Genomic DNA, 14,341 nt, shown 5'->3' with positions numbered 1-14,341 from the left:
CCATGGCGATACGGCCTCTGCCCCGGCGTGCGGGCGGCAGTCCACGCTGTCTCCATGACTGCAGCCGACGGACGTCTCGACGACGCGCTCACGGACTTCTCCCGCCGACTCGTGGAGGTGGACGGGGTGGTGAAGACGGTGTACGTCGCGGGCTCCGGCCCCGCCGTCGTGCTGATGCCGGAGATGCCCGGCATCAGCCCCGACGTACTGCGCCTCGCACGGTGGATACGGGACGCGGGCTTCACCGTCCACGTCCCCTCGCTGTTCGGGACCGACGGCGCGTACCCCACGGCCGAGCGCGGCAGGGAAGTGGTCCGCCGCGCCTGCGTCAGCGCCGAGTTCCGTGCCTTCGCCGGCGGCGGCACCAGCCCCGTCACGGCCTGGCTGCGCGGTCTGGCCCGCCAGGCCCATGCCGCCTGCGGCGGTCCGGGAGTCGGCACGATCGGCCTGTGCTTCACCGGCAACTTCGCCCTCACCATGGCGATCGAACCGTCCGTCGTCGCACCCGTGGTCAACCACCCGTCGCTGCCGCTGGACGACCCCGCCGGACTCGAGCTCGGCGACGAGGACGCCCGCGCCGTACGGGACCGCGTCACGCGCGACGGTCTGACGGTCCTCGCCTACCGCTTCGAGGGCGACCGCTGGTGCACCGGCCAACGCTTCGCCGCCTACCGGGCGCTCCTCGGCGACGCCTTCGACGGCCGTGTCCTGTCGGACAGTTCGGCCCGCACCGACCCGCCGCCCTTCTTCCGCGACATGGTCGAGACGCCCCACAGTGTGGTCACCGCCCACCTGGTCGACGAGGCCGGGCATCCCACGGTCGAGGCCAGGGACGACATCCTGGCGTTCCTCGGGGAGCGCTTGAAGCCAAATGATTGACCCCTGGTTCTGTCATGTATGACCGATTTGGTACTGCGGTCCGCATCCCCGAAGATGCAAGGGTGCGTACATGCCAAGCCACTTAGTTCGCCGACTGTCGGCGGTGGCGCACTGACGTTTTCTCAGTGAAGTGACCAACAGACCTGTGGACAACATGAGTTGGGCGGGCGGGGTCGGGGAAGCCCCGGCTGCAGGCAGGCGTTGGACCCCTGGTAGGACGGTTCTCCCCACAAGATCGTCCGCTGCGAAAAGCCAGAGGCCCACGTTGGTCACCTATGTTGCTACGCTCGACGTCCCCCGCCACGTCGTGGAATACCTCGCCCGTCTGCTGGCCGCCCATCGCCGCCGGATCGGGACTCCGAGGAACTCACGCGCCTTGGGCCCGTACCGCCAAGCAGTGCTGGTCCTGCGCTGGTTCCGCGAACGCAGCTGCGTGCACTGCCTCGCCCGCGACGCTGGCATCTCCCAGGCAACCGGCTACCGCTACCTCCACGAAGGCATCGACGTCCTCGCTGGCCAGGCGCCGGACCTGCACGAGGTTCTCGGCCGCTGCCGAGGCGAGGGCATGACCCACGTGATCCTCGATGGCACGCTGATCGCCTCCGACCGCGTCGCCGGTCTCCGCGAGAACGGCAACGACCTCTGGTTCAGCCAGAAGCACAAGACGTTCGGCGGCAATGTACAGTTCCTGGCCGCCCCTGACGGCACCCCGCTATGGGTCTCCGACACCGAACCCGGATCCACCCCCGACATCACCGCCGCCCGCCTCCACGCATTCCCCGCCCTCTACAAGGCGGCGGCTGACGGTCTGCCCACCCTCGCCGACAAGGGCTACATCGGCGCCGGCATCGGCATCCTCGTCCCAATCCGCCGTCCGAAAGGCCAGTCGGAACAAGCCCTGCACGCCGACACACGAACCACGAACAACCTGATCAGAGGCATCCGAGCACTCGGAGAACGCGCAGCCGCCGAACTCAAACAGCGCTGGCGAGCCCTGCAGCGCGTCACCATCAGCCCCAGCCGGATCGGGGACATCGCCCGCGCCGCCCTCGCACTCAACGCGATCTGGAAATGATCACCACTGGGAAAACGTCACTGCCTGACGCCTATGCTGCCCGTCGGCTTCACCGCGTCAGTCTGCACCGGGGTAAGCGGTGGTGCGCCACCAGTCGCCGGCTTCCAGATGCTCGATCACCCGGGAGTCGGTGACCACCACGTCGTAATCGGCCCCTACGCGTATCTCCTCGCAGCGGACCAGGGCCGCGGCGGATTCGGGGGACATCTCGTTGAACGACCCTTCATCCTCCCAGGGAAATCCTCTGCCGCTTTCAAACACCCGTTTCTCGGCCTCCGCCGTGAAGGGGTAGTTGCGCGTCGCAGTCCGCTCCACACTCTCGACGAAGTCGTCATCCACCCCGTCGTCCTCGTCAACAAGAAGGTCCAGTATGGCCTCATCGTCTTCCAGGTCACTGAGGAAGAAGCTCGCATCGTCGGGCAGCGGAGCGTGCCATACGTCCGGGTTGATGGCAGTTACCCGCAGTTGTATGCGGCGGCGCGGTGGATCGACGGCTAGCACCCGTACCGCGTAGAGATCAGTCACGACGCCATTTTCTGCGTGGGCACCGGCATCGTCAAAGGCCTCATACGCAGCCTCCGCGCCCTGCGCGAGCGCACCGCCGCGGAGCTCAAGCAATCCTGGCGAGCCCTGCAGCGCGTCACCATCAGACCCAGCCGTAACGGCGAGAGACCCCGCCCCGCTCTGGACCTCAACGCAATCTGGAAGTGATCACCATTGAGAAAACCTCACTGACCTCTGGTGGCACCGTCGTCTTGCCGGATGGCGTGAGCCTGGATGAAAGAAGCGGCAACGCGCTGGTGAAATGATCTCGGCGTGACTTGTGTGATCACGGCGTCCGAGCCGTCCTGGATAGGCCCGTTCACTGGGCTGAGCCCGCGCTGCTTCGGCAAGTTGGTCACCGCGGTCCGGCGTGAGAGTGCCATGACGTTGCGGCGGGGGCGGCCATGGGGGCTTCCGTTGGAAGATCGCGTCCTACTGGTCGTGGCGTACTGGCGCACGAACTTGACAATGCGCCAGCTGGCCCCGCTGTTCGGAATCTCCAAGTCGGCTGCGGATCGCATCATTGACCGCCTCGGGCCCCTGCTCGCGTTTCAGCCGAGGAGGCGGTTCCGCAAGGACGCCGTGCTCATCGTGGACGGGACTCTCGTGCCCACCCGCGACCACACGATTGCCGAGCAATCGAAGAACTACCGCTATTCAACGGCCCATCAGGTGGTCATCGACGCCGACACCCGCCTGGTCGTGGTGGTCGGCCGGCCCCTGCCAGGCAACCGGCACGACTCCCGTGGCTGGGAGGAGTCCGGCGCCAAGGCCGCCGTCGGCAAGACAATGACCATCGCCGATGGCGGCTATCAGGGCACCGGACTGGCCATTCCACACCGCCGCCGCAAGGGCGAAGAACTCCCGCTCTGGAAGGAAGAGCACAACCGGTCGCACAAGCAGGTCCGCGCCCGCGTTGAGCACACGTTCGCCCGCATGAAGGGCTGGAAGATCCTGCGCGACTGCCGTCTCAAGGGCGATGGCGTCCATCACGCGATGCTTGGCATCGCCCGACTGCACAACCTCGCCCTCGCCGGATAGGCCAACGGGCGGCACCGCAGCCGACCTTGCCATCACCAGGTCCAAGATCAGTTACGGGACAAGCCTTAGACGACCGAAGTGACACAGAATTGGATCAGCGGCGCCCCACTTTCAGGTAGCTGAGCGGTCGACCATGCTGGGTGAGTGAATGACATCGAGAGCCGTCTGAAAGACGCGGGGCGGGCATTCCTAGCTGTGGCATGGCCTCGGCTTCGGGACGAGCGGGTGGTTCCTCCGCCAGCCTTTCACCCGTACATAGAGGTCGGGCGAGATTACTTCGGGGACTCCGTCATGGTGCTGGCCGAGTACCGGGCGCTTGAGGATGCGATTGCTGCTGCTCATCCTCGGTTCGACGCCGACCGACCATTGGGTGAGCGCGAGTTCCCTGGTGGGTTGATCTTCAGCTTCCTCGAGACGTTCATCGCCCAGCTGACCGGTGCGCGCGAGGAGTTCTCCCCTGACGGGCCGGCCGCCGAGCAGTCGCTGCACGACCTGGTCCAGGCGGTCCAGGCGGACACCTTCGAGGTGGCGTGCTGCCGGGTGGTTTCCCACATGACCACTGCGGACGGCGAGCCACTCGAGTTCACCGACGTCTGGGTGGAGCCGGTCATCTCGGAAGCGGTTGGACACAGTAGGGAGCTGCACCGGGTCATTTCGGCGGTGATTCCTGGGGCGGTGAGCGCCAGTGGTCGAATCCGGCCTGACGACTTCGCACCACCGGAGAGCGTCATCGTCGCGCGAGACAGCAGTTCGCAGCCGTTTGACCTGCGCGAGCCGCTGTCGCAGCGGATCGAGCGGTTCCTGCTGCTGGTGCGGCTGTTGAAGCCGGGCACCAGTGAGTCGATGTGGGAGGTTCAGGGGGAAACCCGCCCAGTCCGAGAGTTCAAGCCCATCGTGGTCCGTTTCCGGGGCGCGGGGCCCGGGTTCGCGTCCCCGACGCAGCTGGCTGCCCGAGTGATCACCCTCGGCTCGGATGATGTCAGCCGTGTTGACGGCCTCGGGCGGCTCCTCGCCGCTGCAGAGCAGGCGCGAGCGGACATGGCATTCACCTCGTATGGCATGGCGTTGCAGAAGTTCGTTCTGTCCTTCCACGCCCACGTCTGGTCCGAGCAGATCGTTGGCCTGGCGACCGCCTTCGAGGCGGCGCTGTCCGGAAAGGAGAAGGACGACGTCACGCTGCGGTTGAAAACGCGCGCGGCGACGCTGCTGTCTACTGACCTTGATCCCGCGGACAAGATCTTCAAAGACGTGGGCGTGATCTACGGGCTCCGGTCCAAGCTCGTCCATGGCGGTGGCATGAAGAGAAAGGATCTCCTCAAGGAGGTCCGGAAGATCTCGACCGTTCCCGGCGACCTGCTTGACGGAGAGGCGATCGCGCACGCCGTGGAACGGTTGCGGGACCTCGTCCGGCGCAGCCTGCTCGCCCGAGTCTGCCTTGCGGTCGGCGATACGCCGTTGTGGCCCTTGGACACGGATGAGGGCGTCGACGCGGCTATGGTCGATGATCTCTGCCGGGCGGCATGGCGCGAAGCATGGCGGGGCGCCCTCACGGAGATCGACGCCATCGACTCCGCCGACCGTCCTCCTCGCCAATAGGCCCGCTCAGGTGTGGTCTATGACTGGCTGGGGCGGGCCTGCCCGTCCAGGCGGGGGTTCGGGTTATGGCTACGAAAATCTTGCCGGAGCCACGTTCGCGTGTACGCAGACGCGTGGGCCGTTGGTTCGAATCGTGTTGGTCAGCTGCACGACCCGGAGGGGGCGGCGTCGTTGCGGGCGGCCGGAAGGCGGCGGACGTTGTCGACGGCGGTGGCCTGGCTCCGCAGGCGCTGGATCTCATCGTGCTGAGCGGCGAGCCGTGAGATCGCCAGGGTCTTGAACGCGGTGAGCTCGGCGAGGTCCGCGTCCCGTTTGATGATCCGTGTCTGTAGTTCAGCCACCTGAGTCTTGAGGCGTTCGATCTGGGCATTCCGCGGGTCCACGATCTGCCCGGCTTCCTGCAAGGCTGTGAGGCGCCGTTCGAACTCCTCAGCCAGGTGCTGGTAGGGGCCCGGGCGTGCGCTGCCGTCGCGGTTCTTCTTGGGGTAGAACGCGGTGCGACTCACTCCGGCTTCGGCGGCCAAGGTCTTGATGTCGCACTTGCCGCCGGGCGGCAGCTCGCCGGCGAGCAGGCGGTCCATCGCCGCCCGGATCGCTGCCTCGTTGCGGGCCTTGGTGTCTTCGCTGATGCGGGGCAACGTCTACTCCTGTCCGTGTCCGCTGGCTGCGGTGCTGATCTGTTCGACGATCTGCTGGGCCCGTTCCAGCTCGGGCCGCAGCCGGGCCTTCTCGGCTTTGGGGAAGCGAGGGTTGTCCAGGAAGACCTGGGTGGAATCTGCTGTGCTCTGCCACACGGGTAGATGGCAGGGGGGTGGGTGGCCTGCGGGCAGCGGGCCGAATCGCACATGCCCGCCAAGGGTTTGGTCGCGTTCGGGGTTCCGGCGAGCTTCAGGCACAGGGCTTTCGACGGATCGCGGAACCAGCAGTAGTTCGCAGTCTGCACATGCAGGCTCTTGGACTGCTGCCGCAGCAGCATCTCCAGGCGACGCTCGTTGTCCAGGACCGCCGCGGTGCCGGGATCATGCTCTTTCAGGACGTCGTCGATGTGCTCGAACGCCTTGATCAGGTCACGGGCGCCAGGCCCGGCCGGTAGCTTGCCGGCTCGGTAGTCGGCGAACGCCTGCGAGGTCAGCTCCAGGTGGTGTTCTTCCTGGGCCTGTTCGACCTCCGCGAGCAGCGTTCCCTGTGACCCGCCGGGGCGGTGTAACGGTGGAGTCGGGTATTGGAACTCTCCCAATAGCGTGGGCAGTACGGTGATCGGATTGATGACTCTCTCCAAGAGGTGTGTCCGGCCAGGATGTCGGTAGGGGCGTCGCAGCCAGTCCGGTGGGCTACACGTGCAGTACGACGTCGACGGGCTCCGGTGCGCCGGGCACGCCGAACATGTGCCAGCACTCGTCTAAGCCTTCGACCAGGGTGGGCCGCTGGGTCTGTCGGTGCCAGCGTTCGGCGGTAAGGACGGCCTCGTCGGCTTCGACGAGGTGCTGGTCGACGGCGAGTCGCTGTCGCCATTGGACTCATGGCCGAACTCTCGGAGACATGGCGGGAGGCGGCGTTGTCCGCGAAGTCGGTGGAGGTGACCCGGTCGGCGCCGAGGACGCCCGGCACGCCGAGGCCGCCGAGGCCGCCGAGGCCGCCGAGGCCGCCGAGGCCGCCGAGGACCATTACGTACGTGCGCTCAGCCTCCTGGAAGGCGGGGGCGCCGCCGGTGACCTGGCCGATCTGTGCCGCCTCCTCGGCGACCTGCTGCGCCGCACGGGGCGGGATCGAGGCGGCCCTGGACGCCTGCCGCACCGGCCTCGGCAACCACCGCCCTGAGCCCGGGCCCCGGCTCAACCGCCGCTGTGAAGGTCAGACCGGCACCGCATGCGCCCATCCGTCCGGGGTCAGCCGTCCGCCGGCCCCCGCAGGGTGCGGCGGAGCTGTTCGGCCGACTCCGGGCGGTGTTCCGCGGTGAGCAGTTCCACCAGCCGGGAAGCGACCCTGTGATGCAGGGCCGTACCGCCCATCGGCGAGACGGCGTACAGCTCCATGATCTCCGTCGCCTCATCGAACAGCGTCTTGGCATCGTCGAGCCGGGGCTCGTCCAACGCTGTGCGGACTTCTGCGGCGATCAGCAGCGCGCCCACGAGCCGTGCGACGGCCAGGGGGTCCTTCTCGGCCATCCGACGGCACACCACCACGCACTCGTCCGCCGCCTCGGCGGCCTCCGCGTACCGGCCCGCGACCATCAGCGCTCCGATGAGCACGCCCAGCGCCTCCGCCAGCGTGTGCTGTTCGGCGATCGCCTCACGCGCGCTTACCCGGCGCAGGATCGCGACGCTCTCGTAGGCCGCGGTCAGGCTCTCCTCCGGACGCTGTGCCACGAGCAGCCGTACGGCGAGTCCGTTCAGCCCGTCCGCCAACTCGCGGTCGTAGGCGGAGGGATTGACCCGGGCGAGCTCCCGGTACAGCTCGACCGCCTCGTAGGCCAGCGGGACACTGTCAGAGTTCCCGACGCGTTCGAGAGCGGCGGCGAGGTGGTACAGGGCGTTAGCCAGCGACATGGCGTGGGCGGACGGGTCCCTCGCGTGGAGGCGACGCCGCAGGTCCACGCTCTCCCGCCCCAGCGACACCGCCGCCTCCGGCCGGTCCGTACGCAGGTGGCACACGCCGAGGGCCGCCAGCGCGGCGGAGAGGTTCGACTCGTGCTTGCCGGGTTCGGACGCGGCCAGTCGGCGGTACAGGGTCACGGACTCCTCCATCACCGCCGTCGCGTCGTCCCAGCGCTGCGCGTACGACAGATCCCGTCCGAGACCGAGCAGACCACTTGCCAGGTCGGGCCGGTACTGCTCGTCGTACGCGGCCAGCCTCCGCTGCACGGCGACGGCTTCCTCCGTCGCGGCCAGCGCCTCCTCCCGTCGCCCGACCTCCCCCAGCCGGTCGGCGTAGGCCTTCAGCGCGAACGCCAGGTTGCCTTCGACCATGGGGACGAGAGCGGGATTCGGCACATCTTCGAGTGCGATCGCCCGGAACTGTGCCAGGACCGCCTCGGATTCGGCCAGGGCCTCCTCCAACCGGCCGGCATGGTGAAGCCGGACGCCGTGCTCGTGCCGTTCCGCAGCCCGGTCATTAGGGTTCCTGGCGCGCGCCAGCCGGTGCGGGAGCAGCCGGGCGCTCACGGCTGCAATTCCGGGATCCAGGTCGGGGCTGCGCCGGTTGAACGGCGGGAAGAACATGGCGACGGATTCGAGGAGCTCCGGGCTGACGTCGTCCAGGGCGGCCAGCGTGGCCAGCGCGGCGCTGCCCCCGATTACGGCGAGCTGCGGGGCGGTGCTGAGCAGCGGAAACAGATGGAGGGGGCCGACATGGGGCCACCGCTGGGCGGCAGCGGCCAGAAAGACGACAGCGCGCGGCATCCAGCTTCCGGCGACCGCGTCACTCACCACGTCGGTGCCGCTGAGCATGGCGCTGACGGTGAGGCCGGCCCATTCCTGTGCCGGGTAGTCCGCCCGGTGCCCTGGAAGCGTCAAGGCCAGGAAGTCCTCGGCGAGTCGGTCCGGAAACAGCGGTTCCAGGACGGTGCTGCGGTCCGGGTCGGCCGACGGATAGCACACCGCGTGATCCGCGAGGATCCGCTCGGCCGGCAGCCGGGACGCGAGATCGCTGACGGCCACCCGCCCCTCCTCCGGTGTCACCGGCCCGGTGAGCGCCGCGGTGAAGACAGCGCGGTTCATGAGCGCGGGCGGGGTGCGGAACACCGGCGTGGACGGGGCGATCTCATGGCCGGGGTCGCCGTATAGCCGTGCCCAGTGCAGGTGTTCCCGGTCCAGCAGGTAACTGGACAAGCCGACGAGATCGGCGGGCGCTCGCAAGCCGTGGGCATCGGCATCGACGGCGACCAGGGCCGCCATGTGCACAGCCAGGGTCAGACCGAAGTCGGCGTCACCGAGCAGGGCCGGTGCCGCGATGCCGTCAGGAGAGACACCGTACCGGGCGGCGAAGCTGCCCAGAGCCACGGCGAACATCTCGGCCCGCGGGGATGCGGAGGCACCGTCGCCGCCGACCTCGTCGGACAGCGGCGCAAGGCGTTGCAGCGAGGTCCTGGCTTGCTGGTTCACCACAGCGGCGCGCACGCTGGGCCAGAGGTCGTCGCCACGGGCGAGCAGCAGCACCCGGGCGCCGCGTCCGTTGTCGCGATGCAGAAGCGCGTTGCTGAACAGCCACAACAGATGGGTCAGCGGCCAGCGGTCGGCATAGTCGACGATCAGCAGCACCCCGGCGTCGCTCTGGTCACGGAGGTCCTGACTGCCTGGAGGGGGGAGCACGCTTCCCGGCCCATGGGTGGCGGTGACGACCTGCCAGCCCTCGGCCAGCGACTCCTGCGCGAAACGGTCGGCGAGGCGGGTCTTGCCCTGTCCGCCCGGTGCGCACAACCACCGCACGGCGAGGGCACTGCCGTCGTCGCGCCACCCCCGTAACGACGACAGTTCAGCGGCGCGTCCGGTGAACTCCACCACCCGGAAACGCGCGTTCAGCATCCGGCTCGGCACGTCCAGCAGGAACCCGTCGTCCGGCAAGACCGGGGGTTGCCAGCGCTGCAACAGGTACACCGGAACGCCGTCACCGAACACATGGATGTCCGCGCCCATCACCCCGTAGGCGAAGCCGCTCTCGGCGTGTACCGACTGGTTCACGCCTCCGCCTCCCCACGGTCCGGCGGCTGTGCCGCAGGAGGAGGCGGTGGAGCATGGTGGTAGATGTGGACGCTGCTCCCCGGCCCCAACGCTCCGTACGCCGAGCCGCCGTCACTGGCCGTGACGCTCTGGTTCCAGACCGGACGAGCCTCCCGGACCCGTTCGCGCACCTCGACGGTCAGCACGCGCAGGTCCTCGGCGGCGTCCGGGGCGGCACGCAACAGGCGTTCCAGGTCTCGCTGCCAGCGCCGTTCTTGCTCCTGCCGGGCGATCTCCGGTCGCACGGCAGCACGGACCAGTGCGGCGCTGGCGTCCAACTCGGCGTCGATGACGTCGAGGTCGGGGATCACCGCCCCGTTCTGCCCGTTATCCCCGTTCTCTCCGCCGCTCCGTCTCCGGAACAGCGCCGCGGTTCGGCTGCGGGTGGCGTCCCATGCGGTGGTCGCCATGGCGGAGACGATGGCACTGGCTCCGGTCATGGCGAGTAAGGACAAAGGGTCCGACACGACGGCCTCCTTAATACCAGACGATCCGATCGCCGCTCGCTGGGTAAGCGTACGCACCGCCTTGCTTCGGGCACAGAAGATCGACGCAGCAGTTCGGGAGGGAGGAGGCGAGGGTCAGACCTGCGCCCGGCCCCGTCTACGGATATCTGCCAGGCGGAAGGACGGCGGCCTGGGGGATGTCGTTCGGTACGTCGCCCAGGCCGCCGTTGGTGAGGCGAGCGTCCTGGCCGACCCGGACGGCGGACGTCAGACGGAGAGTCGGCCCTTACGGCTGGTCCGAGTGTGAGGCCCGTTGGCTGACATCGGCGGCGTAGGCTGCCCAGTCCCCGGCGGATGCCTGCTGCCACTGGACGGCGACTTTGATGTGGATGCCGAGCATCCGGGCGAGGATTGCGGCGGGGAGTTCGGTCGCGAGGGTGAACAGCGCAGTGGACCGGTCCTGTTTGGGCCGGACTCCAATTCGGTGGAGGCGCTTGCCGATCTGGCTGTCGGAGAGGGGCTGTCCCGGGTGGCCACCGGGGAACAGCCATGGGACGTCGTCGGGGGTGCCGATCTTGGCCTTGCCGCGGCGGGTCGCGATGAATTCGCGAACCAAGCTGGCCAGCGGTGCGGGGAGGACGACCGGCGAGGTGCCGAACGTGATCGCGACGGTGTCGCCGTCGATGGTGACGTCGTCGACGGTGAGCTGGCTGATGGTGGCGATCTTCTGCGCGTAGAGGATCAGCAGCAGTCCCGCGACGCGGTCCGGGGTGGGAAGCGTGTCGTCGTTAAGTAGGCGGCGGGCGTCTGCCCAGCGTTTCTCGCTGTCGATGGTACTCAGCGGGCCGGTCCAGCGGACGGTGCCGTAGGTCAAGCCGCGGGCATGTCGGTGCTGTACCGACCAGCGGACAAAGTGGCCGGTCTCGTCGCGGTAGCTGACCGTGGAGTCGGCCATCCAGCGTTCCAGATCCGGCTGGGTGCAGGCCTCCAGTGTGAGCCCTTCGCCTGCGAGCCAGGTGAGGAAGTTGTCGGCCGCGGTGACGTGGCAGCGCACGTTCAGATCCTGGAGCCGGGTGGTGTGGTCGTCGCCGATGCGACGGCGGAGCCGGCGCATGTGATGCCAGACCGCGTAGCCATGTAGAACGCGGCGCTCGGCGAGATCGGTGCGGCCCTGGACCGTGGTGGTGATCCATTTCTCCAGGGCGATAAGCCGCTCGTCGCGGGGCGGCAGGGCGCCGGTCGCGACCAAGACACTGCGCAGGTGGGCCAGCACCTTGCCCGGAGGTAGTTCGTCGAGGACCTCGTGGGTGACGGGCCGCTCGTCGCGCCCTATGCGCTCCAGGAGATCTCGTGCTTTCGAGCGGGAGATCCAGGCCAGGGCGATGTCCGGGCGCTCGGCTTTCGTCAACGCCTCGTGGAACGGGGAGAGTTCGGGCCGGAGAGCGCCATTGGCATCGCCGAGAAGGTCACGTACTTGCTGGTCGAGGACGCATCGCTGGCAGGGGCGGGGGCTGAGCTGCCAGGTGATGGTGCAAACCGGGCAGCGGCCCCAGAAGTCCGGGTCGGGGTTGGTGCACTTCGCGCACAGCGGCGCCTCCCAGGTGCCGCTGCGGGCCTGCGCGGCGGCGCCGCAGCCGCTGCAGGACACCCACCGATGCTGGCAGCGGTCGCACCAGGGCTGGCCGGTGGCTCGGGACATGTCGCAGAGCGCCGTCCGGCCGCAGATGCCGCACTCTGCGGTGATCCTCGGCCGGCAGTTTTGGCAGCGCGGGCCGTCGGGCAGCCGGTTCGCGACGGGCGCGGTCGTCGACGAACAGGCCAAGGCGGTCCAGGACTTCGGCGATCCGCACGACGGGAAGCCCCCGGACACGCAGGGCCGGGAAGAGCTCGGAGTATCGGATCGACTCGCCTTCGCGGAAGCCGGACAGCACGATGACCAGGGCTCGGTTCACGTCGCTAGTGATCCAGCGGCTCCAGCCGCGGGCCTCTCCCAGCGCCCGAGCGGCTTGCCGGGCCCGGATCAGCCAGGGATTGGCCAGGTCGGCGTGGAGTTCCCGGTTGAACCGGTGGAAGTCCCGAGCGATGGTAAACAGCGTCAGTTGCGTCGATGCCGTGGTCACGCGATGCGGTTCGGGAAGTGGCTGTGGCTTCAGCAGGCGTCGCCCGGCCTTGCCGACCCGCGGCCCGCCGTTCTTGGGCCGCTGGAGGTTCGCGAAGAACAGTTGTTGGCAGGTCACCTGCCGTAAGTACGGCTCGATCACCGAAGCCTTGCCACTGGCCTTGATCGCCCAGGTCGCCTGAGCCCGACAGAGGCGGCAGTAGCCGTACTTGTCATCGACCGGGACCTGCCGCCGACAGCCGACACATTCGCCGACGGCGTGTAGTTGGCCGTAGGTATAACAGCCGCGGCAGAACCGGCCGGGCAACTGCCCCCAGGCGAAACAACCCGAGCAGGAGGCCGCCGGCTTGCTCTCGCTGATCTTCCCCATAGTGATGGTGACCAGGTCACATCGGCGGCAACGAACGGCCGTCGCGGCGCTTGGGCACGACGGCCTGGGCCACTACTGACCCGGTCGTGGCCTCCTGAACGCCAGCCTGCTGACCCGGGCGACTGGCCTTGCCTGGCTCGGGAATCAGCAGATCGCTGATCTCACAGCCGAGCACGACGCAGATCACGTCCAGATCCTCCAGCTTGAGGGAGACCGGCTGGCCGGACCACAGGCCGGACATCTTGCCGGCCGAGATCACCAAGCCGTGCTCGGCCAGGCTCCGCTGGAGCTCGGACGCCTTCCAGATCCCTTTGTTCGCGGCGGTCAGCCGCAGGTTCCACTTCATCCGATCAGTCCTTCCAGCCGCTTCGCGGCCCGTTGCTGCCCGGCCACCCAGGCGTCCTCGACCCGGGTCTGCTGGACGTGGATGTACCGCATCGTCGTGGCGATCCAGGAGTGACCGAGGACCTCTTGGATCCCGAGCAGATCAAGCCCTCCGAGGTAGAGCTCGGACGCGCAGAAGTGCCGCAGGACATGCGGCGTGAGCGTGTCGGCCCAGCCGGGCAGATGGGCCTTCGCCGCGGCGGCCAGGCCGTTGCGCAACGCGTCGTCGCCGACCCGACGCGAGGAGCCGTCGGAGTTCTTGCGCTCGGACGGGAACAGCGGGGCACCGGGTCGGGTGTGGTCGTCGTCGAACTGGCCCCAGACGTCCTCGATGAACCACCGCAGCGTGCGGTCGGCGCCGTTGATCAGCGGCACCATCCGCTCGCGCGGGCCCGATCCGCGGGCGCCCTTGCCGTGGCGCACGTGGAGCTTGCCGAAGCGGCCCAGGTCCCACTTGATGTCGGCAAGGTCGAGTTTGCATGCCTCGCTCACCCTGAGGCCGACCTGCGACATCAGTTTCGATGCGGTGTAGTTCCGCGCGGTCGGGGCGAACTTGCGGCAGGTCGCCAGCTCGCCGCCCCAGCCGGTGAACAGTGTCTTGATCTCCGGCTCGGTCGGCGGGATCCGCAAAGCCGCGTCCTTGGATCCCCGCGGCCGGTTCATCTCGTCGATCGGGCACTCGACGACCCGCCCGGTCATCCGATGGATCTCGACCTTGTGCCGCAGCTCCAGGAACAGGAAGTACGTGGTCAGCGCCTGCGCGCGGGCCAGCCGGGTGCCACTCGGTGATTCCCGCAGCACCTTCCCGAAGTACCCGTCGGCGTCAGCCGGCTCCATATCCCACAGGGGCCGACCCAACCAGGCCCGCATCTGGTCCAGGTGCCCGACGTCCCCGCGGATGGTGCCGTCCGCAAGCCCCGCCGAAGCCCGCGCGAGGACGAACCCGGCAAGCGCGTCGGTCTCGAACTGCTCCAGCTCCTCCGCCGAGACCGGATCGCGGAACTCGCGCAGGTCGCGCAGGTCGCGTACGGCCGCCAGCCCCAACCCGAGCCTCCTCGCCTTCACCCCGATCACGGATCGATCGGACGAAGTGAGAACGCTTCACGAATTCTGAAGTTACGTCACCAGCTCGAAGAACACCCCAAGGAGACAGAACGCGCTGGCCACGGGGGC

Annotated in this window: 14 protein-coding genes and 1 pseudogene; 7 read left to right on the top strand and 8 right to left on the bottom strand. The window is 68.4% G+C overall.

The features are described from left to right. The first annotated feature begins 54 nt into the window (after positions 1-54). Together ACQUSR_RS33480 and ACQUSR_RS33475 are read left to right on the top strand one after the other, a co-directional pair. A complete protein-coding gene (locus tag ACQUSR_RS33480) occupies positions 55-879 on the top strand; it encodes a dienelactone hydrolase family protein (RefSeq protein ID WP_431047121.1) in 825 nt (274 codons plus the stop codon). A 265-nt stretch (positions 880-1,144) separates the two neighbouring features. After that, on the top strand, positions 1,145-1,954 hold the full coding sequence (locus ACQUSR_RS33475) for a transposase family protein (protein WP_431047119.1): 810 nt from the start codon (positions 1,145-1,147) through the stop codon (positions 1,952-1,954). A 57-nt stretch (positions 1,955-2,011) separates the two neighbouring features. Here the strand turns inward: ACQUSR_RS33475 and ACQUSR_RS33470 are convergent, their stop codons facing one another. Further along, on the bottom strand, positions 2,012-2,479 hold the full coding sequence (locus tag ACQUSR_RS33470; protein ID WP_179939559.1) for a hypothetical protein: 468 nt from the start codon (positions 2,477-2,479) through the stop codon (positions 2,012-2,014). A 291-nt stretch (positions 2,480-2,770) separates the two neighbouring features. Here ACQUSR_RS33470 and ACQUSR_RS33465 point away from each other — a divergent pair, with 291 nt between their 5' ends. Then, entirely contained in the window at positions 2,771-3,538 is a 768-nt protein-coding gene (locus tag ACQUSR_RS33465; protein ID WP_431047117.1) for a transposase, read from the top strand. Positions 3,539-3,829: 291 nt separating this feature from the next. Then, a complete protein-coding gene (locus tag ACQUSR_RS33460; protein ID WP_431047115.1) occupies positions 3,830-5,134 on the top strand; it encodes a hypothetical protein in 1,305 nt (434 codons plus the stop codon). Between the two features lie 140 nt (positions 5,135-5,274). Here ACQUSR_RS33460 and ACQUSR_RS33455 read toward each other — a convergent pair whose 3' ends face one another. Together ACQUSR_RS33455 and ACQUSR_RS33450 are read right to left on the bottom strand one after the other, a co-directional pair. After that, the gene (locus ACQUSR_RS33455) at positions 5,275-5,772 is read right to left on the bottom strand and encodes a hypothetical protein (protein ID WP_431047113.1); all 498 of its coding nucleotides are present in this window, start codon (positions 5,770-5,772) and stop codon (positions 5,275-5,277) included. Between the two features lie 3 nt (positions 5,773-5,775). Next, positions 5,776-5,928: a hypothetical protein gene (locus tag ACQUSR_RS33450; protein WP_431047111.1), complete on the bottom strand. Its 153-nt coding sequence runs from the start codon at positions 5,926-5,928 to the stop codon at positions 5,776-5,778. A gap of 149 nt (positions 5,929-6,077) precedes the next feature. On the opposite strand from ACQUSR_RS33450, the gene ACQUSR_RS33445 reads away from it, so the two are divergent. Both ACQUSR_RS33445 and ACQUSR_RS33440 read left to right on the top strand, forming a co-directional pair. Beyond that, positions 6,078-6,227, top strand: a complete 150-nt coding sequence (locus tag ACQUSR_RS33445; protein WP_431047109.1) for a hypothetical protein — start codon at positions 6,078-6,080, stop codon at positions 6,225-6,227. A 473-nt stretch (positions 6,228-6,700) separates the two neighbouring features. Continuing rightward, a pseudogene (locus tag ACQUSR_RS33440) lies at positions 6,701-6,959 on the top strand (transcriptional regulator); the annotation flags it as partial. A 61-nt stretch (positions 6,960-7,020) separates the two neighbouring features. Here ACQUSR_RS33440 and ACQUSR_RS33435 read toward each other — a convergent pair. From ACQUSR_RS33435 to ACQUSR_RS33425, 3 genes are all read right to left on the bottom strand, one after another. Further along, positions 7,021-9,810: a hypothetical protein gene (locus ACQUSR_RS33435; protein ID WP_431047107.1), complete on the bottom strand. Its 2,790-nt coding sequence runs from the start codon at positions 9,808-9,810 to the stop codon at positions 7,021-7,023. Beyond that, positions 9,807-10,316 (bottom strand): hypothetical protein, encoded by a 510-nt coding sequence (locus tag ACQUSR_RS33430; protein ID WP_431047106.1) that lies wholly within the window; start codon positions 10,314-10,316, stop codon positions 9,807-9,809. Before ACQUSR_RS33430 ends, ACQUSR_RS33435 begins: the two co-directional genes overlap by 4 nt. 265 nt (positions 10,317-10,581) lie before the next feature. Continuing rightward, the gene (locus ACQUSR_RS33425; protein WP_431047104.1) at positions 10,582-11,943 is read right to left on the bottom strand and encodes a hypothetical protein; all 1,362 of its coding nucleotides are present in this window, start codon (positions 11,941-11,943) and stop codon (positions 10,582-10,584) included. 49 nt (positions 11,944-11,992) lie between these two features. On the opposite strand from ACQUSR_RS33425, the gene ACQUSR_RS33420 reads away from it, so the two are divergent. Continuing rightward, positions 11,993-12,541: a hypothetical protein gene (locus tag ACQUSR_RS33420; protein ID WP_431047103.1), complete on the top strand. Its 549-nt coding sequence runs from the start codon at positions 11,993-11,995 to the stop codon at positions 12,539-12,541. A 259-nt stretch (positions 12,542-12,800) separates the two neighbouring features. On the opposite strand, the gene ACQUSR_RS33415 is transcribed toward ACQUSR_RS33420, so the two are convergent. Both ACQUSR_RS33415 and ACQUSR_RS33410 read right to left on the bottom strand, forming a co-directional pair. Further along, positions 12,801-13,130, bottom strand: a complete 330-nt coding sequence (locus ACQUSR_RS33415; protein ID WP_431047101.1) for a helix-turn-helix domain-containing protein — start codon at positions 13,128-13,130, stop codon at positions 12,801-12,803. Beyond that, positions 13,127-14,242: a tyrosine-type recombinase/integrase gene (locus ACQUSR_RS33410; RefSeq protein ID WP_431047099.1), complete on the bottom strand. Its 1,116-nt coding sequence runs from the start codon at positions 14,240-14,242 to the stop codon at positions 13,127-13,129. The genes ACQUSR_RS33415 and ACQUSR_RS33410 overlap by 4 nt, the downstream gene beginning before the upstream one ends. Positions 14,243-14,341: the final 99 nt, after the last annotated feature.

The organism is Streptomyces sp. P1-3 (assembly GCF_050613155.1).
Lineage (GTDB): Bacteria > Actinomycetota > Actinomycetes > Streptomycetales > Streptomycetaceae > Streptomyces.
Note: the sequence above shows the minus strand (reverse complement) of the source record. Positions and strands in the feature narration are given on the sequence as shown.

Coding starts and splice junctions, on each gene's coding strand:
- ACQUSR_RS33445 (WP_431047109.1), top strand. CDS start 6,078: ATGCAGGCTCTTGGACTGCTGCCGCAGCAGCATCTCCAGGCGACGCTC.
- ACQUSR_RS33480 (WP_431047121.1), top strand. CDS start 55: ATGACTGCAGCCGACGGACGTCTCGACGACGCGCTCACGGACTTCTCC.
- ACQUSR_RS33420 (WP_431047103.1), top strand. CDS start 11,993: ATGTCGCAGAGCGCCGTCCGGCCGCAGATGCCGCACTCTGCGGTGATC.
- ACQUSR_RS33460 (WP_431047115.1), top strand. CDS start 3,830: ATGGTGCTGGCCGAGTACCGGGCGCTTGAGGATGCGATTGCTGCTGCT.
- ACQUSR_RS33415 (WP_431047101.1), bottom strand. CDS start 13,130: ATGAAGTGGAACCTGCGGCTGACCGCCGCGAACAAAGGGATCTGGAAG.